Genomic DNA, 25,131 nt, shown 5'->3' on the forward strand with positions numbered 1-25,131 from the left:
TCCAGGGCGATGCGGGTGCTCGTGACGGGCATCCTCGTCGTCGTCGCGGTCTACTTCCTGGTGCCGGTGTACTGGGTGGTGATCGCTGCGACCAAGAGCACCGAGGATCTGTTCGGCAGCAACGGCTTCCTCCTCGGCTCCGAGTTCTCATTGTGGTCGAACCTCCACGAGGTGCTCACCTACGACGGCGGCATCTTCGTCCGCTGGTTCGGCAACTCGGTGCTGTACGCGGGCGTGGGAGCCCTCATCGCGACGTACCTCGCCGCCGCAGGGGGGTACGCGCTCGCCAAGTACCGGTTCCGCGGGCGCAACCTCGTCTTCGGCACCATCCTCGGCGGGGTCCTCGTGCCGGGGACGGCCACCGCGCTCCCGCTGTTCCTGCTCTTCAGCCAGATGGGGCTCGCGAACACGTACTGGTCGGTGCTCCTGCCGTCGCTCGTCTCGCCGTTCGGGTTGTTCCTCTGCCGGATCTACGCCGACGCGACGATCGACGACTCGCTCATCGAGGCGGCACGGATCGACGGCGCGAGCGAGCTGCGGATCTTCCACACCGTGGGGCTGAAGATCCTCACGCCCGCGCTCGTGACCGTCTTCCTCTTCCAGCTGGTCGGCATCTGGAACAACTACTTCCTGCCGCTCGTCATGCTGTCCGACAGCACGCTGTACCCGATCACCCTGGGCCTCAACAACTGGCGGAGCCAGGTCGACCGCCTGCCGGAGTTCTACGAGCTGACGACCGGCGGCGCGCTGTTGTCGATCATCCCGTTGGCGATCGCGATGATCGTGCTGCAACGCTTCTGGCGTGGCGGGCTCACCGAGGGATCCGTGAAGTAGCCGTCGGCCCGGAGACGGCGACGGGCCCCGGATCAGCCGATCCGGGGCCCGTCGTCAGTCGTGTCGAGCTAGAGGCTGCAGGTGTTGCCGAGCGTCGTGAACTCGTCCTGGAGCTTCGTGAGTGAATCGGTGAGCCCGGTCTGGTCGACGTTCTGCGGGTCGTCGACAGCCGTCTTCGCGACGTCGATGAAGTCGTTGAGCGCCTTCACCGAGTCGTTCGCCGCGGTCTTCACCTCGTCGTTGGTGACCTTGTCGGCCGCCGCCTTGAACGTTCCGGAGAAGTCGTCGAGCTGGGTGACGGCCGCCTCAGGGTCGGAGGACAGCGAGCTCAGGCCCGACTGCAGCTGCGAAGCCGACTCTGTCACCTCGGACTGGATGAGCTTGCACGCATCCTCTTTGCTCTGGGCGCCGCCGGCACAGCCGGTGAGGAGCAGGCCCGAGACGGCGATCGCGCCGAGGAATGCTGCTGCGTTCTTCTTCATGGTGGTGTGATTCCCCCGTGTTCGGTGCCCGTGGCGGGCCCGCCCGCGCGCTGCGGGTCGGCCTCCAGGCTACCCGGTGGAGCCCGCCACCCGCAGGCGTGCGCGGCCCGATCATCGTGTGCGGCCGTCGTCGGCATGGACGCGAGCCCCGTTTATTTGTAAGCTTGGCGAACAAACCGGTGGTGCGAGCGGGTCGCATCACGGATCGAAGGAACCACAGCATGCAGACGCGCCACGACGCCCTCCGGAGACGAACCGCGTGAGGGTGGGACTCGACATCGGCGGCACGAAGACCGATGCCGTCCTCGTGACGGATGACGGCGCGCTCCTGCACCGGCTCAGACTGGTCACCGGACGCGGTCCGGAAGCGGTCGTCGAAACCGCCGTCGAGGCCGTCAGCCGGCTCTCCGACGCCGTCGCGCGTCCGATCGACGCGTTCACGTCGGTCGGCGTCGGTATCCCCGGCCTCATCGTCCCGGGCACCGGCCGCGTGACCCACGCCGTCAACCTCGACGTGGAGGAACTCGAGCTCGGTGCGATCCTCGCCCAGCGCCTCGGGGTCCCCGTCGCCGTGGAGAACGATGTGAAGGCGGCGGCCCTCGGCGCCTGGCAGCTGCTCGACGGTTCCGGCACGATGGCCTACCTCAATCTGGGCACGGGCGTCGCCGCCGGCATCGTCACGGACGGCCGGCTCTGGCAGGGCTCGAGCGGGGTCGCCGGCGAGGTCGGGCATCTGTCGGTCGATCCGCTCGGTGACCGCTGCGGGTGCGGACAGCGCGGGTGCGTCGAGACCATGGCCGCCGGTGGTGCGGTCTCCGCCGCCTGGGGAGCCGACGTGGCGCTGCCGGTGCTCGACCTCTTCGACCATGCCGACGCCGGTGACCCGCGGGCCATCGCGCTCCGCGCACGCCTCGGTCACGGAGCGGCCGCGGCCGTCCGCATCCTGACCCTCACCGTCGACGCCGACGACATCGTCCTCGGAGGAGGACTCACCGCTCTCGGCGAGCGACTGCTCGCCGTCATCCGCGAGGCTCTGGCCGAATCCGCCGCCGGGTCTCGATTCGTCGCATCATTGCAACTGGAACAGCGCGTGCGCCTCGTGCCGACGGGATCCCCCGTCGCGGCGATCGGCGCAGCACTCGTGGGAAGAGGAGAATCGTCGCATGGCTGAAGTCGTGATCGTGGGGGACAGCGGTGCCGCGGGCGCCCTCGTCGCGGAGGCGATCGTCGCCCTGATTGAGGAGCGTCCAGACGCCGTCCTCGGACTGGCGACGGGTTCGACACCGCTCCCCGTCTATGAGGCGCTCGCCGCACGCTCGCAGGGCCTCGACCTCTCGCAGGTGCGCGGGTTCGCCCTCGACGAGTACGTCGGCCTGCCGGCCGGGCACCCCGAGTCGTACCGTTCCGTCATCACGCGTGAGGTCGTCGAGCCGCTCGGCCTCGCGCCCGAGCGCATCCAGGTGCCGAACGGTGCGGCCGAGACCATCCAGCACGCCGGCGCCGACTACGAAGCGGCGATCCAGGCCGCCGGTGGCGTCGACCTGCAGATCCTCGGCATCGGCACCGACGGCCACATCGGGTTCAACGAGCCGGGCTCGTCGTTCGCCTCGCTCACCCGCGTGAAGACCCTGACGGAGCAGACCCGCCGGGACAACGCACGGTTCTTCGACTCGATCGACGACGTACCCATGCACTGCATCACCCAGGGACTCGGCACCATCCTCCGCGCGAGACACCTCGTCCTCCTCGCCTTCGGTGCGGGGAAGGCCGCTGCGATCGCCGCCGCGCTCGAGGGACCGCTCTCCGCGAACCTCCCCGGTTCGGCCGTGCAGCTGCACCCGCGTGCCACGGTGGTTCTGGACGAAGCGGCGGCGTCCGAGCTGCAGCACGCCGACTACTACCGCTACGCGTACGCCAACAAGCCCGCCTGGCAGGGCATCTGACGGCTCAGGCGACGCCCGCCAGGCGGAGGAGCGCCGTGGTGAGGGCTGCCACGAGGACGATGACGACGAACGGCGCGTTCCTCCACGCGAGGACGCCGGCCACCAGGACGCCCGAGAGTCGTGCGAATCCCGCGAACTGCTGGTCCTGGGTCAGGGCCGTGGTCGTGAGCACCGCCATGAGCAGGACGATGGCGGCGTCCGCGAGCAGCGTCTCGACCCGTTCCGAGACCTCGGTGCGGGTCCGCAGGAGTGGCCCGGCCAGACGGAACGTGTAGGTGCCCACCGCGAGGATCACGATCCCGACCAGCACGAGCATCGACTGGTTCATGCGGTGACCTCCGGCTTGGGCTGCTTCCGGCCGAAGCCGAAGAGGAGACCGACGAGCGACAACAGGACGGGGATCCCCGCCGGGAGGAACGGCGTCGCGGCGACGGCGACGACCGCGCCGACGAGTGCGGCTCGGCGCGTCCGGCGCTCGCGGAGGGCGGGGAAGATGAGGGCGAGCAGGACGGCGGGGAACATCACGTCGAGTCCGAAGGCGTCCGTGTCCTCGAGCACGGTGCCGGCGAAGGCTCCGAGTGCCGCGCCCGCCGGCCAGCAGAGGAGGATGCCGAGGCCGCACGCCCAGAACGCGGCGCGCTTCCGCTCCAGGGTGTCCTGGTCGAGCGCGAAGACGACGGACTCGTCGTTGAGGAGGTGCGTCCCGAGCACGCGACGCCAGCCCGTACCGACGACCTCGTGGATCGCGAGGCCGAACGGCAGGTGACGGGCGTTCACGAGCAACCCTGCCAGGGCGGCGGTGAGCGGACTCCCGCCGGCCGCGACGATCCCGACGAACAGGATCTCCGATGCGCCGGCGAGGACGAGCAGGGCGAGCGCCAGCACGACCCAGGGCTGGATTCCCGAGTGCACGGCGACGGCTCCGTAGGAGATGCCGACCAGCCCGTCGGCGATGCAGACCAGCGCGATGGCCCGCGTGGTCGGCCGACCGAGGTGACTCCATATCGAACGCACGTACACTATATTGAACGTCGATCAAGCGTTCGTCAAATCGAACGCGTAACACTCTGGAGCGAACGTATGACGCAGGTCGAACCATCCGACGACGGAGCACCGCACGCCGCGGTCGCGGCGGCGCTGACCCGCGAGCGGCAGCGCACCGGCCTGTCACTCGCGGAGGTGGCCCGTCGAGCCGGGATCGCGAAGTCGACCCTCTCGCAGCTGGAGGCGGGGCTCGGGAACCCGAGTCTCGAGACCCTCTGGGCACTCAGCGTCACCCTCGACGTCCCGTTCGCCCGCCTGGTCGAGCCCGTGCGGCGACCGGTCCAGGTGATCCGTGCCGGTGAGGGGCCGACCCTCGCCGCGTCCGGGGCGGATTACGTCGCGACGGTGCTGTCCGCGTGCCCGCCGAACGCCCGACGCGACATCTACCGCATCGTCGTCGAACCGGGCGAGCCGAGGCGTTCGGAGCCGCACATGCCGGGCGTCGTCGAGCACTGGATCCTCAGCACCGGTCGCGCGTCCGTCGGACCCGTCGGCGAGGAGGTCGAGCTCGGCCCGGGGGACTACCTCGCCCACGCCGGGGACGTGCCGCACGTCTTCGAGGCACTCGAACCGGGTACGACCGCGGTGGTGGTCACCGAGCACGTCTGAGCACCTCGACAAACGCGGTGAGCGGGACGGAGCGACGGGTGTTCAGCCGTCGATGACGTGCACGAGCTCGTCGATGAAGCCGGCGAAGTCCTCGGAACGGCGGATGATCCGGGCGACGCTCGAGCGCTCCGAGAACACCTCGACGAACTGGTCGAACACCGTCTGGAACGCGGCACGACCCGATTCACTGAACGCCACGAGTGCAACGACGCTCACGCGGGCGCCGCCCCACTCCATCGGCGTCTCGTTCACGGCGATCGCGATGGCCGTCGAGTGCGCGGTCATCGCCATGGCGTGCGGCACGGCCAGGGTGTCGGTGAACGCCGTCGACGACATGCGCTCCCGCTCGATCGCCGCGGTGAGGTAGCTCTCGTCGATGATCCCCCGGGCGATCATGCGCTCGCCGAGCAGGCGGATCATGCCCTCCTCGTCCTCGGCATGCGCGTTCCGGAGGAAGAGGTCCGGGTGGAAGTACTGCAGCAGTTCGTCGGTGATCTCCGACAAGCGGGACGAACGACGGACGCGGCTGACCGCGGTGCGGACTCGCTCCACGTCGGCCGCGGTGAGGAACGGTTGGATGACGACGATGCCGTCGGCAGGGGCCGGTGGCTCGATCGTCGTGAGCACCAGGTCGGTGTCGATGGCGGCCCAGTCGACATCGGTGCGGGTGATGACGGATCGGACGTCGAGGACGTCGCCCAGCTGCGATTCGACGCGTCGACGCAGTACCTCGTGCATGTCGTAGTAGCCGGCGGAGACGATCGTGGAGCCGAGGAGGGCCTCCTTGCGGGCCTTCTGCTCGAGCTGGGCGCCGACGTGCATCGCGATGTAGGCGATCTCGTCGTCGTTGATGATGATCGAGCCGTGCCGCTGCAGTTGGCTGGCGATGAAGACCGCGAGCTCGTAGATCATCGGGTACGAGGTCTTGATCGAGCGGGTCAGCGGATTGCGGGAGTAGGACTGGTCCTGCGCACGACGGATGAGGTTCTGGACGTGGAGGGTGAGCCGGACGATGAAGTCCTCGTCGGAGAGGTCGACGAGGTACTCGCGGCCGGCACGGTCGACGGCCTGACGTACGGCGGCGAGGTCGTCCTGGTTGACGTAGTCGTCGACGAGGACCTCGGCGGGAGCCCCGCTGCCCGGCGTGACCACCCGCGTCACGAGCAGGTAGCTGAGGTAGACGAGGTCGCCCTCGCCGAGTGTGACGTGGAAGTGGGCGTCGACGAGCCGCGCCAGATCCTCCGCGACCGCCTCGACCTCCCGGGTGCGCGGAGCATGGTCGGCGGGCTCCGCCGGACGGTCCTTCGTGACCCGGTCGATGGCGATCGCGATGTGGAGCAGGACGTTCGCGATGCCGTACTCGTTGACGTAGTACCCGCGCGCGGTCAACGCCTCGAGCAGCTCGCCCTTGAACGGGCTGAACTCGTTCGGCGCGAACGCGCGTTGGAGCGCCTCGAGTTCGACGATGCCGCGATCGGTCTCGTCGCGGAACATCCGGCTGAGGAGACGTCTCCGCTCGGTCTCACCGCCCGCCATCGTCACCGTCGATCCGGAACGGTCGAGCGTGAGGGCGGTGTCGGCGAGCATGGCACGGACCCGGCCCAGGTCGCCCTCGACGGTCGACTCGCTGACGTGGAGCCGCTGTGCCGTCTCGTGCACGTCGATTCCCGAGGGGGCGCTGATGAGCAGCCGGACGAGCCCGTACAGCCGATCCCGGGGCGTCTCCGATTCGAACGCCGATGCGGCTCGTCGCCGGTAGACCGCATAGCCGTCGGCGTTCAGCCGATACCCGTTCGGCCCGGACTCGACGACGTCGTGCGGTGCCGTGCGGGTGTTGACCGCCGTGACGTAGCTGCGGACGCTGCGCGGCGTGACGCCGAGCACCTCCGCGACCTCCGTGGCCGTCGTCCAACCGTCCCGTCCCGCGAGGTAGCCGAGCATGCGGTCGTGTTTCTCGCGTGCCACGATGCCCTCTCCGTCGGTCGGCCGTCGCGCGGTCCGGGCGAACCGCTCCACCGAGTCAACCACCTTCCCGGCTGCTTCCGCGCGTTCGACGACCTTTCCGCCCCGGCGGAAGAGCTTCTGGTGGAGCCGCGAGGAGCGCGACGGAATGATGGATTGGTAGGCAATCGGCGGTTCTGGAGAAGGTTCGATGAAGATCCTGGTGATTTGCGGCGCGGGTGCGTCGAGCACGTTCACGGCCCAACGCCTGCGTCGCGCAGCAGCCGACCGATCGATCGACGTCTCCGTCGCGGCCGGTGCCGAATCACAGGTCCTCGGCGGCACGATCGCCCTCGACGGTGTCGACGTCCTGCTCGTCGGTGCCCACCTCGCCGACCACGAGGCCGCGCTGCGCGCAGCGGCCGAGCCCACCGGCACCGCGGTCGCCGTCCTCCCTGGCGACGTCTTCGGCGTCGAGGGTGGCGCGCGAGCCCTCGAACTCGTCCTCTCGATCCAATCACCAACCAGGAGGTAACCCCATGGCAACTCGAACCGTCCGCATCGGCTCGTCGCACGGCCTGCATGCCAGGCCCGCGAAGCTGTTCACGCAGGCTGCGAAGGACGCCGGGGTCCCGGTGACGATCGCGAAGGGCAGCGGCAAGCCCGTCAACGCGGCGAGCATCCTCGGCGTGATCGCGCTCGCCGTCGAGCACGGCGACTACGTGACCCTGTCCGTCGACGGCGAGGGCGCCGCAGCCGAGGGCACCCTCGACACGCTCTCCGAGCTCCTGGTGACCGACCATGACGAGCAGTAGTCCGATGACCGCGTTCCAGGGCATCGGTATCGGCCAGGGCGTCGCCGTCGGCCCGGTGGCCCGCATGGCCGACCCGCTCCCCGCGCCCGCCGACATCGCCAGCACCCTCGACCTCGCGACCGAGACCGAGCGCGCGAACACCTCCCTCGCCGCGGTCGCCCGCGAGCTCGAGGCCCGAGGCGCCGCCGCCGGTGGTGCCGCTCGTGACGTCCTCGAGGCCCAGGCGATGATGGCGGAGGACCCGACCCTCGCCGAGGAGATCGCCACGCGGCTCGCGGACGGCAAGACCGCCGAGTGGGCCGTCCACGCGGCCTTCGCCTCGTTCCGCGACCAGCTCGCCGCGATGGGCGGCTACCTCGGGGAGCGCGCCGCCGACCTCGACGACGTGTCGCAGCGGGTCATCGCCGACCTCATGGGCGTGCCGGCCCCCGGCGTCCCCTCGCCCGGCCACCCGTTCATCCTCGTCGCCCGCGACCTCGCGCCGGCCGACACCGCACTGCTCGACCTCGACCTGGTCCTCGGCCTCGTCACCAGCGACGGCGGCCCGACCTCGCACACGGCGATCCTCGCCCGCGAGAAGTCGATCGTCGCGATCGTCGGCGTCGTCGGAGCAGCCGAACTGACCGACGGCACGACCCTCGTCGTCGACGCGGCAGCCGGTGAGGTCACGGTCGATCCGACCCCCGAGCTCGTCGCCGCCACGGAGCAGCGCATCGCCGACCGACTCGCGCTCGTGAACGCACCGGTCGTCCCCGGTGCACTGGCCGACGGCACCCCCGTGCCGCTGCTCGCGAACCTGGGCTCGGCCGAGCACGCCGACGCCGCCGCGGAGCTCGGCGCCGAGGGCGTCGGCCTCTTCCGCACCGAGTTCCTCTTCCTCGACCAGGCGCTCGCACCGACGGTCGAGCAGCAGCGGGCGCACTACGAGAAGCTCCTGAACGCCTTTCCCGGCCAGAAGGTCGTCGTGCGCGTCCTCGACGCCGGTGCCGACAAGCCGTTGGCGTTCCTGAACGATGCGCACGAGGACAACCCGGCGCTCGGACTCCGCGGCCTCCGTGCGTTGCGGGCGAGCGAGGACATCCTGCGCGAGCAGCTCACGGCGCTCGCCCAGGCCGACGCGGCGACGAACGCCGACCTGTGGGTCATGGCCCCGATGGTGTCGACCGTCGAGGAGACGAAGTACTTCATGGCGATCGCCGCCGAGTACGGCCTGAAGACGCCCGGCGTCATGGTGGAGGTGCCGTCGAGCGCGCTCCTCGCCGACCGCGTCCTCGCCCACGCCGGATTCGCGTCGATCGGCACCAACGACCTCACGCAGTACACGCTCGCCGCGGACCGCCTGCTCGGTTCCGTCGGCGCGTTCCAGGACCCGTGGCACCCGGCGGTCCTCCGCCTCGTGCAGCTCGTCGGCGAAGCCGGCCAGCACCACGGCAAGCCGGTCGGCATCTGCGGCGAAGCAGCCGCCGACCCGCTCCTCGCCGTCGTCCTCGTCGGACTCGGCGCCACCACCCTGTCCATGTCACCGTCGGCGCTCGCCGACGTCCGTCACTCCCTCCAGCAGTACACGCTCGACGATGCCCGGCGCATCGCGGCAGCAGCACTGGCCGCCGACGGTGCGGCCGAAGCCAGGGCAGCGGCCACCGCTGCAACGACTCCCGAAATGAAAGAGGCAACATCATCATGACAACGACGTCTACTCCCAAGAAGCCGGGAGGTGCACGAGTCGGCGTTCAGCGATTCGGCACCTTCCTCTCCGGCATGGTCATGCCGAACATCGCGGCCTTCATCGCCTGGGGCCTCATCACCGCCTTCTTCATCGCGACCGGCTGGTTCCCGAACGGGATCCTCGGCGGCTTCGGCAACGCCGACCTCATCGGTTGGCAGGGTGCCGCGACGGCGCTCGCGCAGGCCGACGACGGCACGACCTTCCCGCAGTACGTCGGCCTCGTCGGCCCGATGATCACGTACCTGCTCCCGCTGCTCATCGCGAACACCGGTGGCCGCATGATCTACGGTGAGCGTGGCGGCGTCGTCGCGTCCATCGCGACCATGGGTGTCATCGTCGGCAGCGCGATCCCGATGTTCATCGGTGCGATGATCATGGGCCCGCTCGCCGCATGGCTCATGAAGCAGGTGGACCGGATCTGGGACGGCAAGATCAAGGCCGGCTTCGAGATGCTGGTCAACAACTTCTCCGCGGGTATCCTCGGAGCCATCCTCGCCATTGGCGGCTTCTTCGGTATCGCACCGATCGTCACCGCGCTCAGCAGCTTCCTCGAGGGCATCGTCGACTGGCTCGTCGACAACTCGCTCCTGCCGATCGCGAGCATCTTCATCGAGCCCGGCAAGATCCTCTTCCTCAACAACGCCATCAACCACGGTGTGCTGACCCCGCTCGGTGTCCAGCAGTCCGAAGAGACCGGCAAGTCGATCCTGTTCCTCCTCGAGGCGAACCCCGGCCCGGGCCTCGGCATCCTGCTCGCGTTCTGCTTCTTCGGAATCGGTCTCGCGAAGGCGTCGGCCCCCGGCGCGGTCATCATCCAGTTCTTTGGTGGCATCCACGAGATCTACTTCCCGTACGTGCTCATGAAGCCGATGCTGGTCCTGGCCGCGATCGGTGGCGGCATGGCCGGTGTGGCGACGAACGTCGCGTTCAACACGGGTCTCCGCGCCCCTGCCTCGCCCGGCAGCATCATCGCCGTGCTCATCCAGACCGCACCCGACAGCTACTTCGGCGTGATCCTGTCGGTCATCGTCGCAGCAGCCGTCTCGTTCGGGATCTCCGCGATCATCCTGCGGGCCAGCCGGAAGCGCGACCTCGAGAACGAGAACGCCGGTGACCTCTCGGCCGCCGTCGCCGCGACCGAAGCCGCCAAGGGCAAGAAGTCGAGCGTGCTCGGCAACCTCTCCGCCGGAAGCGCCGCAGCCGGTGCGGACGTCGTCGACGAGGGCGTCGTCACGACGCTCGAGCGCGGCCCGATCCGCAACATCGTCTTCGCCTGCGACGCCGGTATGGGTTCGAGTGCGATGGGCGCCTCGGTGCTCCGCAACAAGATCAAGAAGGCCGGCATCGACGAGATCACCGTCACCAACAAGGCGATCGCGAACCTCGCCGACGACGTCGACCTCGTCATCACCCAGCGCGAGCTGACGGAGCGCGCGAAGGAGAAGACCCCGAGTGCCGTGCACATGTCGGTCGACAACTTCATGAACTCTCCGAAGTACGACGAAGTGGTGGAGTTGCTCCGCGGAGAGGGAGCACACTAGCAACGGAACGATCCCGGGGCGCACGCGAAGGGCGTGCGCCCCGGGGCTCCATCCACCGCCCTTCATCCGGCTCCGGACCGCACCGGCGGAGCCCCGCACGACGAATGCAGAGGAAGACATGTCGCAGGTACTGACCCAGGATCGGATCACCATCGTCACCGGGACGGTGACGCAGGAGGAGGCCATCCGCCGCGCTGCCGACGCCCTCGAAGCGGCCGGCGCCGTGACCGACGAGTACTTCGAGGCCATGCTCGCCCGCGAGCAGTCCGTGTCGACCTACATGGGCAACCTCCTCGCCATCCCGCACGGGACGAACGACGCGAAGGAGGCGGTCCGCGATTCCGCCCTGTCGTTCACCCGCTACGAGACCCCCATCGACTGGGACGGCGACGAGGTCCGCTTCGTCGTCGGCATCGCCGGCAAGGACGGCGGGCACATGGAGATCCTCTCCAAGATCGCCATCATCTTCTCCGAGGACGACGAGGTCGCCAAGCTGCTCGCAGCCGAGACGCCTGAGGAGCTCTACGCGCTCCTGAGCGAGGTAAACGAGTGATGCGAGCCGTCCACTTCGGCGCCGGCAACATCGGGCGCGGCTTCGTCGGCCTGCTCCTCCACGAGGGTGGCTACGAGGTCGTCTTCGCGGACGTCAACGCCGAGCTCATCGATGCGATCGCCGCGGCCGACAGCTACACGGTGCACGAGGTGGGCGACGGCGCGAAGGACACGGTCGTCACCGGGTTCCGTGCGATCAACAGCGCCACCGACGAGGAGGCCCTCGTCCAGGAGATCGCCACCGCCGACGTGGTGACCACCGCCGTCGGGCCGACCATCCTGCGCTTCGTCGCTCCGGTCATCGCGCGTGGGATCGCCGCCCGTCCGGCCGACGCCGCTCCGCTCGCCGTCATGGCCTGCGAGAACGCGATCAACGCCACCGACCTCCTCGCCACCGAGGTGCGCCAGGCGGTCGGCGACGAGGCCTGGGCGTCGCTGTCGACCCGGGCCGTGTTCGCGAACACGGCCGTGGACCGCATCGTCCCGGGCCAGCCCGCCGGGCAGGGCATCGACGTGACCGTCGAGACCTTCTACGAGTGGGCGATCGAGACCCCGGCGTTCAACGGCTTGCTGCCGTCGATCCCCGGTGCCCACTTCGTCGAGGAGCTCGCGCCGTACATCGAGCGGAAGCTCTTCACCGTGAACACCGGCCACGCCTCCGTCGCCTACTTCGGTGCGCGCGCCGGTATCGGGACCATCGCCGAAGCACTCGCCGAGCCGTCCATCGCCGTCGCCGTCGGTGCGGTGCTGGAGGAGACCTCCGCGCTGCTCGTCGTCAAGCACGGGCTCGACGTCGACGCGCAACGCGAGTACCGCGAGACGATCCTCCGTCGCTTCGCGAACGTGCACCTGCCCGACACCGTGGAACGCGTCGGTCGGCAGCCGCTGCGCAAGCTGAGCCGGACCGAGCGGTTCATCGGACCCGCCGCAGAGCTGGCGGAGCGCGGCATGGCCCACGACGCCCTCGTCTCGGCCATCGGTGCCGCGCTCGAGTTCGACGTCGCCGACGACGAGCAGAGTGTCCACCTGCAGGCGAAGCTCCACGAGCTCGCGCCGGGCACCTTCGTCGAGGAGGTCACCGGCCTCGCTCCCGAGCACCCGCTGGCTCCCGCGGTGCTCGCGCAGGTCGTCGCCCGACAGGCATCGCTCGCGTAACACCCTCTGACAGGCTCAGGGACCGGATCCGTCCGGACCCTGAGCCTGTCGCCGTTCCCGGAGCCGGTTCCGGTCCCTGAGCCATCCTCTGGCCGCCCGTCGTCGGTCACTGAGCGCGCCCCATTCCGGTCCCTGAGCGCCCCTCATTCCGGTCCTTGAGCGCCCCTCATTCCGGTCCCGGAGCCTGTCGAAGGGTCTCAGAACATCTTGCCCGGGTTGAGGAGGTTCTCCGGGTCGAAGAGCCGCTTGATCCCGTGCTGGAGCGCGAGCTGATCTTCGCCGAGCTCGTCGCCGAGCCAGCGCTTCTTGAGCAGGCCGATGCCGTGCTCGCCGGTGAGGGTGCCGCCGAGCCGCAGCGCGGTGGTGAAGAGGTCGTCGGCGGCCTGCCAGATTAGGTCTGGTACCTCGACTCCCTCGAAGACGAAGTTCGGGTGGAGGTTGCCGTCGCCCGCGTGCGCGACCGTGGGGATGGAGATGCCGTACCGGCGCTCGATCTCGCCGATCGCGGTGAACATCGCCGCCAACTGACTGCGGGGGACCGACACGTCCTCGATGAGCGGGGTGCCGAACTGCTCGAGTGACGGATGCAGGGCGCGGCGGACGGCCAACAGGTGCTCACCCGTCGCGTGGTCGGTGGACATCTCGGCACGCCCGCCGCCGGCGTGGAGCACCTCGAGGATCGCGGCGGCCTCCGCCTCGGCGTTCGGGCCGTCGGTCTGGATCACGACGTGCGCCTCGCCGCTGGTCGGGGTCGGCAGCTGCAGGTAGCGGTGCACGGCGACGAGCGCGACGGGGTCGAGCAGTTCCATGATCGACGGCTGGACACCGGACGCGGTGACGGCGGCGGTGGCCTCTGCTGCCGAGACCACGCTCGGGAAGTACCCGGCGATGGTCGCGACGGTGCCCGGCGTCACGCGCCGGATGCGGACGGTCGCCTCGACGATGACGCCGAGGACGCCCTCGGAGCCGACCATGAGACTCGTGAGGTCGAGGCCGGTGACCCCCTTCACGCTCCGGTGCCCGACGCTGATGAGTCGTCCGTCGGCCAGGACCACTTTGAGGGCGAGGACGGCGTCGCGCGTCACGCCGTACTTGGCGCACAGCAGGCCGCCGGCACCGGTCGCGATGTTCCCACCCACGGTCGAGATCGCGCGGCTCGCCGGGTCGGGCGCGAACCAGAGTCCACGGGCGAGCAGGAGGTCGTTGAAGGCGCCGTTGATGATGCCCGGTTCGACCACCGCGAGGAGGTCGGGTTCGTTGATCTCCAGGACGCGCTGCATCTGGAGCGTCGACAGGACGATCTCGCCCGCGCCGCCGAGCGCGCCGCCCGCCAGTCCGGTACCGGCGCCGCGCGTCACGACCGGCGTCCCGGTCGCGGTGGCGATCCGCATGACCGTCTGGACGTCTTCGATGGAGCGCGCGGAGACCACGGCGATCGGTGGGGCGTCGGACACGTGACCCGACTTGTCGGACCGTGCGTCCGCGAGGACGGCGTCCGTCGTCGAGACCGCGTCGCCGAGGGCGTCACGGAGGGCGTCGAGGACGGTCTGCATCGTCATCGCGGCAGGGCTGATCCGTCGGCCCAGACCGCCTGGACGTTCCACTGGTGGTCGAGGAGGACGGCGTCCGCGGCGTATCCCGGGGCCAGCCGACCGAAGCGGTCGGCGAGGCCGAGGACACGGGCCGGGGTGCTCGTGAGGGCACCGACCGCCGCGTCCGCCGCCACACCGCTCGCGACGGCGAGTCGGAGCGCCCGGTCGAGCGTCAGCGTGGAGCCGGCGATCGAGTCGCCTTCCACGAGCCGCGCCAGACCGTCCGTCACCTGGACTTCGAGCGCGCCCAGGAGGTAACGGCCGTCGGAAGAGCCGGCTGCGGCCATCGCGTCGGTGATGAGTGCGACGCGGCCCGGGGCCTGCTCGAAGGCGAGCTTGGCGACGTCGGGGTGCACGTGTTCGCCGTCGAGGATGAGCTCGACCGTGACCCGCTCGTCGGCGAAGGAGGCGATGATCGGTCCGGGCGCACGGTGGTGGATCCCGTTCATCGCGTTGAACACGTGGGTGACGAGTCGGGCACCGAGATCGAACGCCGTCTTTGTCAGTGCCTCGTCGGCGTCGGTGTGACCCACGGCGACGATGACGCCGGCCTCGACGAGGACCTGGATCGCCTCGAGGGCGTTCGGCAGCTCAGGGGCGATCGTGATCTGCCGCAGCGTGCCGCGGCTCGCGTCGATGAGGCGTTCGACGACCGCCGGGCTCGGGTCGATGAGCGCCCCGGGGTCGTGCGCGCCCTTCTTGGCCGGTGAGAGGAACGGACCTTCGAGGTGGGCTCCGAGGACCAGGGGATCCTCCGCGACGAGGTCGGCGATCCCCTCGAGGCTCGCGACGAGGGCGTCGACCGGGTTCGACACGAGACTGATGAGCGTCCTCGTGGTCCCGTGTGCCCGGTGCACCGCGAGTGCGCGTCCGATGGCGTCGCGTCCGTCGTCGAAGGACGATCCGCCACCACCGTGGACGTGGAGGTCGATGAACCCCGGCGTGAGATGGCCGCCGTGTGCGTCGTGGACGGATGCGTCGTCGCCGACGGGGATGGACCGCCAGTCGTCGCCGGTGCCGGTGGAGCGGATGAGACCGTCGACCGCGTGCAGCCAGAAGGCGTCCTGGTGGCCGTCGACGTCGACCTTGGTGGCGGAGTGGATCAGGAGCTCGGTCATGCGAGCTGCTTCCGTCCGCGGACGACACCACTGGCGACGGCGACCACGGCGAAGACGGTCGCGATGATCGGCTGCCCGAGGTGCAACCAGGCGAGCGCCGCCGCCGCGAAGATGAGGAGCTCGACGACCGCCTGGCCGTAGAGGTCGATGCGGATCACGGCTCGCGGCGAGAGGAACAGCGCCCAGAGGATGATCGCCACGACCGGGGCGGCGATCCCGACGACCACGTTCAGCGGGAACGGCCACACCGCGACGCCCCAGAAGCCGAGCGAGAAGAAGGCGAAGAGTTCGAGGAAGAACCGCAGGATCTCGTTGGGGCCGATCTTCACGTCGGCGGGAGTTCGTTCAGACACCACACGATTCTACGGCGCGTGGCCGCGAGCCCGCTCCGGGTCAGCGGAAGATGATCGTCCGCGCACCGTCGAGGAGGACGCGGTCCTCGGCGAACCACTTCACCGCCTGGGTGAGGGTGCGGCTCTCCTCGTCCTGACCGATGGCGACGAGCTCCGAGGGGGAGCGGGAGTGGTCCACGCGGACGACGTTCTGCTCGATGATCGGTCCCTCGTCGAGGTCGCTCGTCACGAAGTGCGCCGTCGCACCGATGAGCTTGACGCCGCGCGCGTGCGCCTGCTTGTACGGGTTCGCGCCCTTGAAACCGGGCAGGAAGGAGTGGTGGATGTTGATGGCGCGACCGGCGAGGCGCTCGCAGAGCTCGGGGGAGAGGATCTGCATGTACCTGGCGAGGACGACGAGCTCGATGTCGTGTTCCTCGACGGCCTCGACGACCCTGGCCTCGAACGCCGCCTTCGATGCGGCGTCCGTCACGGGCAGCGCCTCGAAGGGCACGCCGTAGAAGGAGGCGAGATCGCGGAGCGAACCGTGGTTGCTGAGCACGAGGGGGATCTCGACCGGGAGCTGGCCGGCCCGCTGGCGGAAGAGGAGGTCGTTGACGCAGTGCGCCGCCGTCGAGGCCAGGACGAGCGTCCGGAGCGGACGACCGACGACGTCGAGCCGCCACTGGAGGGCGTATCGCTCGACGACGGGTGCGATGGCCGCCTCGAACCGCTCGCGCGAGACCGCCGCCTCGACCTGGAGCCGCATGAAGAACCGTCCGGTGTCATCGCTCGAGAACTGCTGGCTCTCGGTGATGTTGCCGGCGGCCTCGACGATCGCACCGCTGATGGCGTGCACGATGCCGGGCCGGTCCTCGCAGATGATCGAGAGCACCCAGTGGACGGAGCGCTCGTGCGTGGTCGAGGGCACAGCGGAGGGATCGGTCGAGTTCGTCACCGACTCAGGTTACCGGGACCCGACTGCTCAAGCCGCAGGGACGGACCGCTCGTCGACGAGGTCGGCGTGCGAGGACTGACGCAGGTACGACCGCACCGTCTCGCGGCTCTGCCGCAGGCAGTCGATGCGGGCGTCGATCGAGGCGATCTGCGCGTGGAGCGACTCGGCCGTCGCGCGGGAGCAGTCGGGCACGGCACGCGCGGTGCGTGCGTCGTCGAGATCGAGGACCACGCGCACGAGGCGGGTCGTGAGCCCCGCGTCGAACAGGTTGTCGACCGTGACGACGTGGTCGATGGCGGACGGTTCGTACTCGTCGGGCGCCTGCGACGCGCGCACGGGCGCCAGGAGTCCCTCCTCCTCGTAGGAGCGGAGCCGGGTGGCCGGGACACCCGTTCGTTCAGCGAGTTCTGCAATGCGCATGAGCGGCCTCTCTGTCACCTTCACGTCAGCTGCAACGTCGGATCGAGCCCTCCGCATTCCCGCCCTCGGGTAGACTCGTCCGCGGTCGCCGGATGTCGGTTGACCCTGGGCGCGCACATCAGCGCGTAGACGAACTCGTCCGCCACGTCAGCCGACGAGTGAACGCCATCGTTGGAGCAATCCGATGACCTCCTCTTCGCCCTCCTCGGCGCGCGCCGCCGAACCCTCCAAGCCGACGTCACCGCCGTTCCCCTGGGTCGGCCTGATCGCGCTCGCGGCGGGCACCTTCCTCTCCGTCACCGGCGAGATGATCCCGACCGGCCTCCTCCCGGAGATGAGCACCTCGCTCGGCGTCACCGAGTCGCAGATCGGGCTCCTCGTCAGCGTGTTCGCATTCACGGTGGTGCTGTCCAGCACCGTGCTCATCCACCTCACCAGGCGTGTCCCGCGACACGCGCTGCTCGTGGCCGTCATCGTCGTCCTCGGCGTGAGCACCGGTCTCGGCGCGCTCGCCCCGAACTACGAGCTCCTCGTCGCCACCCGGGTGCTCGGCGGGCTCGCCCATGGCGTCTTCTGGGCGGTCGTCGGCGCGTACGCCGGTCACCTGGTCCCGAAGGAGCAGCTCGCGCGTGCCGTGTCCGTGACGATCGCGGGAGGCACGCTCGCCTTCGTCCTCGGCGTCCCGCTCAGCACCGCGCTCGGGCACGCGCTGGGCTGGCGCCTCGCGTTCGGCGTCCTCGCCGCGGCCATGCTCCTCGGCGCCCTCGTCGTGTGGTGGAAGCTGCCGCCCGTCGGTCGGGAGGAGTCTCACGCGGCCGCCTCGGGTGCGACGGGCCGTGATCCGAGCATCGTCCCGGTCGCGATCGTCTGCATCGCGGTCGGCGTCATCATGGCGGGCCATTACGCGTTCTACACCTACATCGCACCGTTCCTCATCGGCGAGGTCGGCGTCCCGGCAGGGCAGCTCAGCATCCTCCTCCTCGTCTACGGCGTCGCGGGCGCGATCGGCCTCATCCTCACCGGCAGCGTCTTCGCGAGGCGTGCGACCACGGGCCTGTTCGTCGCCCTGACCGTGTCGGCGGCCATGGTGAGCGTCCTCGCCCTCTCGGCAGGGTGGCTTCCGGGCGCACTCGTCGCGTTCTTCCTCTGGGGGACGGCCTTCGGCATGCTGCCGCCGCTCATGCAGACGCGCCTCCTGCACGCGGCGAGCCCCCGCATCCGCGACACCGCGAACGCGTTCTACACGACGGCGTTCAACACGGGTATCGGTGGCGGCTCAGCGCTCGGCGCGTTGCTCCTCGCCGAGATCGGTCTCGGCGTGCTGCCGTGGGTGTACGTGTCCCTGGCCGTGGTCGCGACCTCGCTCCTCGCGGCGGACGTGCTGCGCACCCGCAGGCGCGAGTCCGTCTGATCGAGCACGACCCGTTGCGGACGCGTTGAGCGGACCGCTTACGGTACAGCCGGTTCGTCCGTCGTCGGCGCCGGTGAGGCGTCTGCGCCATCGGTCGGCGCGGTGACGTCTGGCGCGGTCTCCACCGGCGTCTCCGTCGCCGGATCCGGCTCGATCGTACTCGGCAGGTCCGGCTCCGTCGGGGGAGCCGCTTCCACCGGGGTCTGGTCCGCGATCGGGTCGACGACGTCCTGAGCCGGGACCGGAGCGGGAACCGCCTCCGGTGCGGTGTCCAGAACCGGTTCCGGGAGCGGGGCCGTCGCCGGATCGACGGCGGCGTCGGTACTCAGGAGTCCGGTCAGCGAGAGGTACTCGACGGAGGTCGCAGGTCCCACGCGCGATGGGGCGGACGGGTCGACGCTCCAGACGCTGAGCTCGTGGAACCCGACGGCGACGGCGGCGCCGGTGAGCGTCGCTCGACCGTCGGCGTCGAGCGCGACGCGTTGCTCGTCACCACCGTCGACCGTGTATCCGACCGCGCCGTTCGGAGCACCGACGACCACGAGCGGGCCGGTCGGATCGAGGAACTGCACCGACAGCACCGTCCGGAGCCCGGTGACGGCCGGCCCGCTGATCGACATGGTGGCCGGTTCGGCGGACACGGATACCTCGTCGCCCAGGGTCTGCCGGACGGTCAGGACGAAGGTGCCCGTGCGGCCGAGGTCGACCGGGCCGGTCGACCAGGTCCCGGTCTCGGGAAGGGCTGTCGCGGACGCCCGCCGAGCGGTGGCCGGCACGACTGTCGACGCGACGACCACGTCTCCGTCGAGGATGTCGACGGTGGCGCCGGCCGCTGCGGTGCCGCTGAAGGCAGGCCACAGGAAGCCGCCACCGGTGTCGGCGGCCATCGTCGGCGCCGGGAGCTCCTCGGGGTCAGTCGGATCCACGGGGTCCACCGGGTCGACGGGATCGACGGGAGGGGCGACGGGCGGAGCCGTCGGCGACGGGACCTGCGGCTCGGCGACCGGAGGCGGCGTTGGGCCCGTGCCGGGCGTCGGCCGGGGCGTGGGCGCCGGTCCCGAGGGTGTCGGGGTCGTCGGCGCGGACGGCGACGTCGTCGGACCCGTGGTCGGAGTCGCGCCCGGTGTCGGCGCGGCGACGGGGTCGCTGGTCTCGTCGGCGGAGACGGAGGTCGCCGAGTCTGCTCCGTGCGGGAACACCACCGGACCCAGGACGAGCGCGGCGGCGGTCACCGCCGCGACGACGCCGACGCCGATCGCGGCGATGATGCCACCGGAGAGACCTGCCGTCGCAGCACCCGCGACGCCCGCACCCGACGCGACGCCGACACCGGATGCGGCGCCACTGGAACCGGCTGCACCGGAAGCCGCTGCTCCGCCGGAGGTCGCCACCGAGGTGCTCAGGTGCGCCGTCAGTGCGACCCCGCCGGTGACGCCGGCCGGCATCGCGGCGACCGCGGTCGTCGACGCACCGTTCGTCTGCAACCACGCGGTGTAGCCGGCCGCACCGGCGGCGCCTGCGACGAGGGGGAGGAGGACGAGCGCCATGCGCGAGCCGACCTCCTTCGCCTCAGCGGCCACGATGGTGCACCGCTGACAGGCGTCCAGGTGCGACTCGACCTTGGCCGTGTCCCGCGCGGAGAGGTTCCCGCGCGCGTACGATCCGAGCCTGCTGATCGTGAAGGCGTGCTCCGAATCGTCGTCGACGGCCTGCAGGTGCGCCTGGATCCACGCTTCGCGCAGACCCTCGCGTGCTCGGTAGGCGAGGGCGGCCACCGAGTTGGCCTTCATCCCGAGGAGCGGTGCGACCTCCGCAGGCGTCATCGCCTCGATCTCCGTGTACCAGAGCACCTCCTGCCACCGGGTCGGCAGGCTTCGGAACGCTCGGGCACTCAGGCTGCGGTCGAGGGCCTCGATCGAGGACGCCTCGTTCGTGTCCGGGTCCTCGAAGGAGTCCAGGGTGTCGAGCGAGGTCTCCCGACGCGACCGGCCCCATGCGGCCGCCGTGTTCCGGATGGTGGTGAACAGGTACGGGCGGAAGGCGCCGGTGGGTCCCTTCCCGCGGCGGACCGCTTGATAGATGCGGGCGAAGGACTCCGAGACGAGGTCGTCGGGATCGAGGCTCGAGGTGACGGACCGAGCGACGGTCCGACCGGCGTTCGAGTGTCGTCGCCACAGCTCCGCGTAGGCGTCCTGCGAGCCCGTGCGGGTGTGCTCGATGAGCTCGGCATCCGATCGCTCGGCGAGCGATGAAGCCGGGGATGTGTCCAGGCTCATGATGCCTCCGTCTGCGAGCTGCGCACTACCGGGCACCGTGCCCGCTCAAGAGAGTCGGGTGAAGCGGGATCATGACGCCGATTCCTCATCTTGGCACGAGGTGTCTCGCGGACAACCGCTGGCGCCGAGGAAGATCCGTTTCGATTGTTCTGGGAAACCGCGTCATGACCTGCTCGGGAGGCACTCTCTCAGGATGAACAGCAGGATTCCCGGCGACGGGGACCCGGCTGGGTCGTCCTCGGACGGCCACGATGCGCGCCACGGCCGGTGTGCATCGGGCAACGGACCCGAAACGTTGCAGATCTCGACGGGAGGGGGCGCCTTCGTGCGTACCCGTCGACAGGCCGGGAGTGGTGCTCGGGGGCGAGCATCACTCCCGGCCGCCTTTCCGACCGTCGCTCGGATCAGTCGAGCCAGCTGACCTCGGGGGAGCGGTGGAAGGCGATCCCCGCGGCCGACCAGCCCTGGGCAAGCTCGGCAAGCCGGACCCGGAAGTCGCTCCAGTCCGGCGCGCGTCGCTCCGACCATCCGATCTCCGCGATGGACGCGACCCGGGGGAAGACGAGGAACTCGAGTGTCTGCACGTCGGCCACGGTCTCCGTCCAGAGCGGGGCCTCGACGCCGAGGATGTCCGGCTCACCGACGCCTTCGACGATCTCGGTCGGCTCCCAGACGGCGGAGCGTTCGACACTCGTGGGCCCGTCCGCCCACGTGAGGCCGGCCGTCGCGACGTCGGGGTACTGCATGTCGAGGTAGGCGGAGTCCGCCGGAGACATGATGACCTGCCCGCCCTGATCCACGAACGAGCGCAGCTTGTCGGCGTGACCGTCCTCGGGGGAGACATAGTTCCAGTACTGGCCGATGGTGCCGGGGGCGAGGTCGCGTGACGCGCCGAACTCGTGCCAGGCGATGGCGGTCTTCCCGGTCGCGGCGACCAACTCGGACACCCGACGGGCGAAGTAGAGGAAGTCCGCCTCAGTGGTGGCGAGCGCTTCATCGCCGCCCAGGTGGAGATAGGGGCCCGGGGTCATCGTGGCGAGCTGGGTGAACACGTCCTCGAGGAACGTGTAGGTGGATTCGGCATGGATGTCGAGGCTCGAGAAGCCGACCTCGGTGCCGGTGTAGGGCTCGCGGGCGACGCCGTCCGGGTTGAGCTCCGGATACGCCGCGAGGACCGCGTTCGTGTGTCCGGGGACGTCGATCTCGGGGACGATCGTGACGCGGCGATCGGCGGCGTACTCGATGATCGCCCGGTAGTCGTCGGCGCTGTACGAGCCGCCCGTGCCACCACCGACCGCGGTCGCCGCACCGATCCCGGTGAGCTCCGGCCACCCGACGATCTCGAGGCGCCACCCCTGGTCGTCGGTGAGATGCAGATGCAGGTGGTTGAGCTTGAGTGCGGCGATCTGGTCGATGAACCGCTGCACCTGTGTGACCGTGAAGAAGTGCCTCGCGACGTCGAGCATCGCTCCGCGGTAGGCGAAGCGCGGAGCGTCGTCGATGACGGTCGCGGAGACGATCCAGTCCTGTGCGACGGCCGTCGGTGCCCAGTTGGTCGGCGGGAGGAGCTGCCTGAACGTCTGCGTGCCGTGGTGGACCCCGTCGGCGTCCCTGCCGACGATCTCGACGCCGGAGGCCGCGGCGGTCAATCGGTAGGCCCCGGTCGTCGTCGACAGGCGGGGGTCGATCGACAGCGTGATGTCCGTGCCCGCGGAGTCCACGGTCTGCTCCATGCCGGTGGTCTCGACCGGGAGGGCGAACCCCGTCGAGGTGCGCAGGGCGTCGGCGAGGATCCGAGCCGAGGTCGCCACCGACGGGTCGGTACGGATCACCGACTCCGTCGTCAACCGGAACGGGGGAGCGGAGGTGTCCGTGGTCTGCGAGACGGGGCGGGGCAGCAGGCTCATGCGCGGTTCCTTCGGCGTCGGCGACGCGGGATCGTGGGGGCTGGAACGGGTTTGTTCGGAGGGTGAACAAGCGTCGGGCCATCCTGACACACCGGCCCCCACCGCTGCCCGACCTCTCCACAGGACGGTGCGCGTCAGGCGTCCCGTTGCTATGCTGCTAGCAGTCGCAACTGGCGTATAGACGGAGTTCCGCTCCGCCTCAGATGGTTCACCATCGGGGAGCGACCCTGCACCTTGAAGACAAGGGCGGATTCGGCCGCACGCCTGGGCCGAAACGGCACATCACCGACATCCGTTCTGTCACAAAAGGGAGCCAGTCTTGTCCGACACCTTCAACGCGCCACTCTCCGAGGTCGATCCCGAGATCGCAGCGGTCCTCGAGCAGGAGCTCGGTCGCCAGCGCAACACCCTCGAGATGATCGCGAGCGAGAACTTCGTGCCCGTCTCCGTCCTGCAGTCGCAGGGCAGTGTCCTCACCAACAAGTACGCCGAGGGCTACCCGGGTCGTCGCTACTACGGCGGCTGCGAGTTCGTCGACATCGCCGAGTCCCTCGCGATCGAGCGGGCCAAGAGCCTCTTCGGTGCCGAGTACGCGAACGTCCAGCCGCACTCGGGCGCCACGGCCAACGCCGCGGTCCTCTCGGCGATCGCCACCCCCGGCGACACCATCCTCGGTCTCGAGCTCGCCCACGGTGGTCACCTCACCCACGGCATGAAGCTCAACTTCTCCGGCAAGCTCTACAACGCCGTCTCCTACGGCGTCGACCCCGAGACCTTCCTCGTCGACATGGACGTCGTCCGCGACAAGGCGCTCGAGCACAAGCCGCAGGTCATCATCGCCGGTTGGTCCGCCTACCCGCGCCAGCTCGACTTCGCCGCGTTCCGCGCGATCGCCGACGAGGTCGGCGCGAAGCTCTGGGTCGACATGGCGCACTTCGCCGGCCTGGTCGCCGCAGGTGTCCACCCGTCGCCCGTGCCGTTCGCCGACGTCGTGTCCTCCACCGTGCACAAGACGATCGGCGGCCCGCGCTCCGGCTTCATCGTGAGCCGCGACATGGAACTCGCCAAGAAGCTCAACTCGAACGTGTTCCCCGGCCAGCAGGGCGGGCCGCTCATGCACGTCATCGCAGCCAAGGCGACGGCGTTCAAGCTCGCAGCCACGGCGGAGTTCAAGGACCGCCAGGAGCGCACGCTCCGCGGTGCCAAGCTCCTCGCCGAGGCGCTCACCTCCGAGGCGTCGAAGGCCGCCGGCATCGACGTCCTCACCGGCGGCACCGACGTGCACCTCGTGCTCGCCGACCTCCGCACCTCCGAGCTCGACGGCCAGCAGGCCGAAGACCTCCTCCACGAGGTCGGCATCACGGTCAACCGCAACTCGGTGCCGTTCGACCCGCGCCCGCCGATGGTCACCTCCGGTCTGCGGATCGGTACGCCGGCACTCGCGACGCGTGGCTTCGGCGACACCGAGTTCGCCGAGGTCGCCGACATCATCGCTCTCGCGCTGCGCAACGGTGCCGAGGCCGGAGCCCTCCGAGAGCGCGTCACGGCGCTCGCCGAGCGCTTCCCGCTCTACCCCGGCCTCCAGCAGTAGGACGCGGGCGCATGACCGCACAGATCCTCGACGGTAAGGCCACGGCCGCCGCCATCAAGTCCGAACTCGCGATCGAGGTGGCCGCGCTCAAGGAGCGCGGCATCTCGGTCGGGCTGGGCACCGTCCTCGTCGGGTCCGACCCGGGTTCGCAGTGGTACGTCGCCGGGAAGCACCGCGACTGTGCCGAGGTCGGCATGGAGTCGATCCGACGCGACCTGCCCGAGACGGTCTCGCAGGAGGAGCTCGAGGCCGTCCTCGACGAGCTCAACGCCGACGAGAGCTGCACCGGCTACATCGTGCAGCTGCCGCTGCCGAAGCACATCGACACCGACGCGATCCTCGAGCGCATCGATCCCGAGAAGGACGCCGACGGGCTCCACCCGACCAACCTCGGTCGTCTCGTGCTCAACGTGAACCGTCCGATCCACACGCCGCTGCCGTGCACGCCGAAGGGCGTCATCGAGCTGGTGGAACGTCACGGGATCAGCTGGGCGGGCAAGCACGTCGTCGTCGTGGGCCGCGGGGTCACCGTCGGTCGCGCGATCGGCCCGCTGCTCACCCGTCGCGAATACAACGCGACGGTCACGCTGACGCACACCGGGACGGTCGGACTCGACGACATCCTCCGCACCGCCGACGTGATCGTCGCCGCGGCAGGCGTCCCCGGGATCGTCACGCGCGATGCCGTGAAGCCGGGCGTCATCGTCCTCGACGTCGGTGTGAGCCGCGAGACCGACCCCGAGACCGGCAAGTCCCGGGTCGTCGGCGACGTCGCCCCTGACGTGGCCGAGGTCGCCTCGTGGATCAGTCCGAACCCCGGTGGTGTCGGCCCCATGACCCGCGTCGGTCTCCTCGCCAACGTCGTCCGCATGGCCACCCCCTAA

The 25,131-nt window shown here is 69.9% G+C and carries 24 protein-coding genes and 1 riboswitch; of the genes, 13 read left to right on the forward strand and 11 right to left on the reverse strand.

What is annotated here, in order from left to right:
- The first annotated feature begins 9 nt into the window (after positions 1-9).
- Entirely contained in the window at positions 10-834 is an 825-nt protein-coding gene (locus ACLIME_RS01240; protein WP_228498429.1) for a carbohydrate ABC transporter permease, read from the forward strand.
- Positions 835-902: 68 nt separating this feature from the next.
- Here ACLIME_RS01240 and ACLIME_RS01245 read toward each other — a convergent pair whose 3' ends face one another.
- Positions 903-1,316, reverse strand: coding sequence for a hypothetical protein (locus tag ACLIME_RS01245; RefSeq protein ID WP_064296639.1), 414 nt, complete (start codon positions 1,314-1,316; stop codon positions 903-905).
- A gap of 259 nt (positions 1,317-1,575) precedes the next feature.
- Between ACLIME_RS01245 and ACLIME_RS01250 the strand changes: the two genes are divergently transcribed.
- Positions 1,576-2,487, forward strand: a complete 912-nt coding sequence (locus ACLIME_RS01250; protein ID WP_191940655.1) for an ROK family protein — start codon at positions 1,576-1,578, stop codon at positions 2,485-2,487.
- On the forward strand, positions 2,480-3,259 hold the full coding sequence (locus ACLIME_RS01255; protein WP_191940656.1) for a glucosamine-6-phosphate deaminase: 780 nt from the start codon (positions 2,480-2,482) through the stop codon (positions 3,257-3,259). The genes ACLIME_RS01250 and ACLIME_RS01255 overlap by 8 nt, the downstream gene beginning before the upstream one ends.
- Positions 3,260-3,263: 4 nt before the next feature.
- Here the strand turns inward: ACLIME_RS01255 and ACLIME_RS01260 are convergent, their stop codons facing one another.
- Both ACLIME_RS01260 and ACLIME_RS01265 read right to left on the reverse strand, forming a co-directional pair.
- Positions 3,264-3,587: an AzlD domain-containing protein gene (locus tag ACLIME_RS01260; RefSeq protein WP_124768854.1), complete on the reverse strand. Its 324-nt coding sequence runs from the start codon at positions 3,585-3,587 to the stop codon at positions 3,264-3,266.
- Positions 3,584-4,273 carry an AzlC family ABC transporter permease gene (locus tag ACLIME_RS01265; RefSeq protein ID WP_411558021.1) on the reverse strand — a complete coding sequence of 230 codons (690 nt, stop codon included), beginning with the start codon at positions 4,271-4,273 and terminating at the stop codon, positions 3,584-3,586. Before ACLIME_RS01265 ends, ACLIME_RS01260 begins: the two co-directional genes overlap by 4 nt.
- Positions 4,274-4,339: 66 nt before the next feature.
- On the opposite strand from ACLIME_RS01265, the gene ACLIME_RS01270 reads away from it, so the two are divergent.
- Entirely contained in the window at positions 4,340-4,912 is a 573-nt protein-coding gene (locus ACLIME_RS01270; RefSeq protein WP_086474425.1) for a helix-turn-helix domain-containing protein, read from the forward strand.
- A gap of 42 nt (positions 4,913-4,954) precedes the next feature.
- Here the strand turns inward: ACLIME_RS01270 and ACLIME_RS01275 are convergent, their stop codons facing one another.
- On the reverse strand, positions 4,955-6,940 hold the full coding sequence (locus ACLIME_RS01275) for a BglG family transcription antiterminator (protein ID WP_411558022.1): 1,986 nt from the start codon (positions 6,938-6,940) through the stop codon (positions 4,955-4,957).
- Positions 6,941-7,064: 124 nt separating this feature from the next.
- Here ACLIME_RS01275 and ACLIME_RS01280 point away from each other — a divergent pair, with 124 nt between their 5' ends.
- From ACLIME_RS01280 to ACLIME_RS01305, 6 genes are all read left to right on the forward strand, one after another.
- A complete protein-coding gene (locus tag ACLIME_RS01280; protein ID WP_411558023.1) occupies positions 7,065-7,388 on the forward strand; it encodes a PTS sugar transporter subunit IIB in 324 nt (107 codons plus the stop codon).
- A 4-nt stretch (positions 7,389-7,392) separates the two neighbouring features.
- Complete coding sequence (locus ACLIME_RS01285) at positions 7,393-7,668, forward strand: HPr family phosphocarrier protein (protein ID WP_064296634.1); 276 nt, start codon at positions 7,393-7,395, stop codon at positions 7,666-7,668.
- Between the two features lie 4 nt (positions 7,669-7,672).
- The gene (gene ptsP / locus ACLIME_RS01290; protein ID WP_411558024.1) at positions 7,673-9,352 is read left to right on the forward strand and encodes a phosphoenolpyruvate--protein phosphotransferase; all 1,680 of its coding nucleotides are present in this window, start codon (positions 7,673-7,675) and stop codon (positions 9,350-9,352) included.
- Positions 9,349-10,935, forward strand: a complete 1,587-nt coding sequence (locus ACLIME_RS01295; protein WP_411558025.1) for a PTS mannitol transporter subunit IICB — start codon at positions 9,349-9,351, stop codon at positions 10,933-10,935. The genes ptsP and ACLIME_RS01295 overlap by 4 nt, the downstream gene beginning before the upstream one ends.
- A 118-nt stretch (positions 10,936-11,053) precedes the next feature.
- Positions 11,054-11,488 carry a PTS sugar transporter subunit IIA gene (locus ACLIME_RS01300; protein WP_064296632.1) on the forward strand — a complete coding sequence of 145 codons (435 nt, stop codon included), beginning with the start codon at positions 11,054-11,056 and terminating at the stop codon, positions 11,486-11,488.
- Complete coding sequence (locus ACLIME_RS01305; RefSeq protein WP_411558026.1) at positions 11,488-12,642, forward strand: mannitol-1-phosphate 5-dehydrogenase; 1,155 nt, start codon at positions 11,488-11,490, stop codon at positions 12,640-12,642. Before ACLIME_RS01300 ends, ACLIME_RS01305 begins: the two co-directional genes overlap by 1 nt.
- Positions 12,643-12,839: 197 nt before the next feature.
- Here the strand turns inward: ACLIME_RS01305 and ACLIME_RS01310 are convergent, their stop codons facing one another.
- The 5 genes from ACLIME_RS01310 to ACLIME_RS01330 are packed head-to-tail and all read right to left on the reverse strand — an operon-like array spanning position 12,840 to position 17,062.
- Entirely contained in the window at positions 12,840-14,195 is a 1,356-nt protein-coding gene (locus ACLIME_RS01310; RefSeq protein WP_159880215.1) for an FAD-binding oxidoreductase, read from the reverse strand.
- A 2-nt stretch (positions 14,196-14,197) separates the two neighbouring features.
- Positions 14,198-15,352, reverse strand: a complete 1,155-nt coding sequence (gene nagA, locus ACLIME_RS01315) for an N-acetylglucosamine-6-phosphate deacetylase (RefSeq protein WP_411558027.1) — start codon at positions 15,350-15,352, stop codon at positions 14,198-14,200.
- The gene (locus tag ACLIME_RS01320; RefSeq protein ID WP_234993927.1) at positions 15,349-15,705 is read right to left on the reverse strand and encodes a YrdB family protein; all 357 of its coding nucleotides are present in this window, start codon (positions 15,703-15,705) and stop codon (positions 15,349-15,351) included. The genes nagA and ACLIME_RS01320 overlap by 4 nt, the downstream gene beginning before the upstream one ends.
- A gap of 40 nt (positions 15,706-15,745) precedes the next feature.
- Positions 15,746-16,642, reverse strand: a complete 897-nt coding sequence (gene purU / locus ACLIME_RS01325; RefSeq protein ID WP_411558028.1) for a formyltetrahydrofolate deformylase — start codon at positions 16,640-16,642, stop codon at positions 15,746-15,748.
- A gap of 27 nt (positions 16,643-16,669) precedes the next feature.
- On the reverse strand, positions 16,670-17,062 hold the full coding sequence (locus tag ACLIME_RS01330; protein WP_411558029.1) for a MerR family transcriptional regulator: 393 nt from the start codon (positions 17,060-17,062) through the stop codon (positions 16,670-16,672).
- 184 nt (positions 17,063-17,246) lie between these two features.
- On the opposite strand from ACLIME_RS01330, the gene ACLIME_RS01335 reads away from it, so the two are divergent.
- Positions 17,247-18,473, forward strand: coding sequence for an MFS transporter (locus tag ACLIME_RS01335; protein ID WP_411558030.1), 1,227 nt, complete (start codon positions 17,247-17,249; stop codon positions 18,471-18,473).
- Positions 18,474-18,511: 38 nt separating this feature from the next.
- On the opposite strand, the gene ACLIME_RS01340 is transcribed toward ACLIME_RS01335, so the two are convergent.
- Positions 18,512-20,749 (reverse strand): sigma-70 family RNA polymerase sigma factor, encoded by a 2,238-nt coding sequence (locus ACLIME_RS01340; RefSeq protein WP_411558031.1) that lies wholly within the window; start codon positions 20,747-20,749, stop codon positions 18,512-18,514.
- Positions 20,750-21,153: 404 nt separating this feature from the next.
- Positions 21,154-22,656, reverse strand: coding sequence for a family 20 glycosylhydrolase (locus ACLIME_RS01345; RefSeq protein WP_411558032.1), 1,503 nt, complete (start codon positions 22,654-22,656; stop codon positions 21,154-21,156).
- A gap of 158 nt (positions 22,657-22,814) precedes the next feature.
- Positions 22,815-22,933: riboswitch (ZMP/ZTP riboswitch) on the forward strand.
- A gap of 42 nt (positions 22,934-22,975) precedes the next feature.
- Between ACLIME_RS01345 and glyA the strand changes: the two genes are divergently transcribed.
- Complete coding sequence (glyA, locus tag ACLIME_RS01350) at positions 22,976-24,247, forward strand: serine hydroxymethyltransferase (protein ID WP_192004707.1); 1,272 nt, start codon at positions 22,976-22,978, stop codon at positions 24,245-24,247.
- Between the two features lie 11 nt (positions 24,248-24,258).
- Positions 24,259-25,131 carry a bifunctional methylenetetrahydrofolate dehydrogenase/methenyltetrahydrofolate cyclohydrolase gene (locus tag ACLIME_RS01355; RefSeq protein ID WP_071259424.1) on the forward strand — a complete coding sequence of 291 codons (873 nt, stop codon included), beginning with the start codon at positions 24,259-24,261 and terminating at the stop codon, positions 25,129-25,131.

The sequence above is a fragment of the Plantibacter sp. MPB07 genome, assembly GCF_046619465.1.
Taxonomy (GTDB): domain Bacteria; phylum Actinomycetota; class Actinomycetes; order Actinomycetales; family Microbacteriaceae; genus Plantibacter; species Plantibacter auratus.

Excerpts from the sequence above, each read along its gene's own strand:
- ACLIME_RS01240 (WP_228498429.1), top strand. The coding sequence starts at position 10 with ATGCGGGTGCTCGTGACGGGCATCCTCGTCGTCGTCGCGGTCTACTTC.
- ACLIME_RS01245 (WP_064296639.1), bottom strand. The coding sequence starts at position 1,316 with ATGAAGAAGAACGCAGCAGCATTCCTCGGCGCGATCGCCGTCTCGGGC.
- ACLIME_RS01255 (WP_191940656.1), top strand. The coding sequence starts at position 2,480 with ATGGCTGAAGTCGTGATCGTGGGGGACAGCGGTGCCGCGGGCGCCCTC.
- ACLIME_RS01260 (WP_124768854.1), bottom strand. The coding sequence starts at position 3,587 with ATGAACCAGTCGATGCTCGTGCTGGTCGGGATCGTGATCCTCGCGGTG.
- ACLIME_RS01270 (WP_086474425.1), top strand. The coding sequence starts at position 4,340 with ATGACGCAGGTCGAACCATCCGACGACGGAGCACCGCACGCCGCGGTC.
- ACLIME_RS01280 (WP_411558023.1), top strand. The coding sequence starts at position 7,065 with ATGAAGATCCTGGTGATTTGCGGCGCGGGTGCGTCGAGCACGTTCACG.
- ACLIME_RS01285 (WP_064296634.1), top strand. The coding sequence starts at position 7,393 with ATGGCAACTCGAACCGTCCGCATCGGCTCGTCGCACGGCCTGCATGCC.
- ptsP (WP_411558024.1), top strand. The coding sequence starts at position 7,673 with ATGACCGCGTTCCAGGGCATCGGTATCGGCCAGGGCGTCGCCGTCGGC.
- ACLIME_RS01295 (WP_411558025.1), top strand. The coding sequence starts at position 9,349 with ATGACAACGACGTCTACTCCCAAGAAGCCGGGAGGTGCACGAGTCGGC.
- ACLIME_RS01300 (WP_064296632.1), top strand. The coding sequence starts at position 11,054 with ATGTCGCAGGTACTGACCCAGGATCGGATCACCATCGTCACCGGGACG.
- ACLIME_RS01305 (WP_411558026.1), top strand. The coding sequence starts at position 11,488 with ATGCGAGCCGTCCACTTCGGCGCCGGCAACATCGGGCGCGGCTTCGTC.
- ACLIME_RS01310 (WP_159880215.1), bottom strand. The coding sequence starts at position 14,195 with ATGCAGACCGTCCTCGACGCCCTCCGTGACGCCCTCGGCGACGCGGTC.
- nagA (WP_411558027.1), bottom strand. The coding sequence starts at position 15,352 with ATGACCGAGCTCCTGATCCACTCCGCCACCAAGGTCGACGTCGACGGC.
- ACLIME_RS01330 (WP_411558029.1), bottom strand. The coding sequence starts at position 17,062 with ATGCGCATTGCAGAACTCGCTGAACGAACGGGTGTCCCGGCCACCCGG.
- ACLIME_RS01335 (WP_411558030.1), top strand. The coding sequence starts at position 17,247 with ATGACCTCCTCTTCGCCCTCCTCGGCGCGCGCCGCCGAACCCTCCAAG.
- ACLIME_RS01340 (WP_411558031.1), bottom strand. The coding sequence starts at position 20,749 with ATGAGCCTGGACACATCCCCGGCTTCATCGCTCGCCGAGCGATCGGAT.
- ACLIME_RS01345 (WP_411558032.1), bottom strand. The coding sequence starts at position 22,656 with ATGAGCCTGCTGCCCCGCCCCGTCTCGCAGACCACGGACACCTCCGCT.
- ACLIME_RS01355 (WP_071259424.1), top strand. The coding sequence starts at position 24,259 with ATGACCGCACAGATCCTCGACGGTAAGGCCACGGCCGCCGCCATCAAG.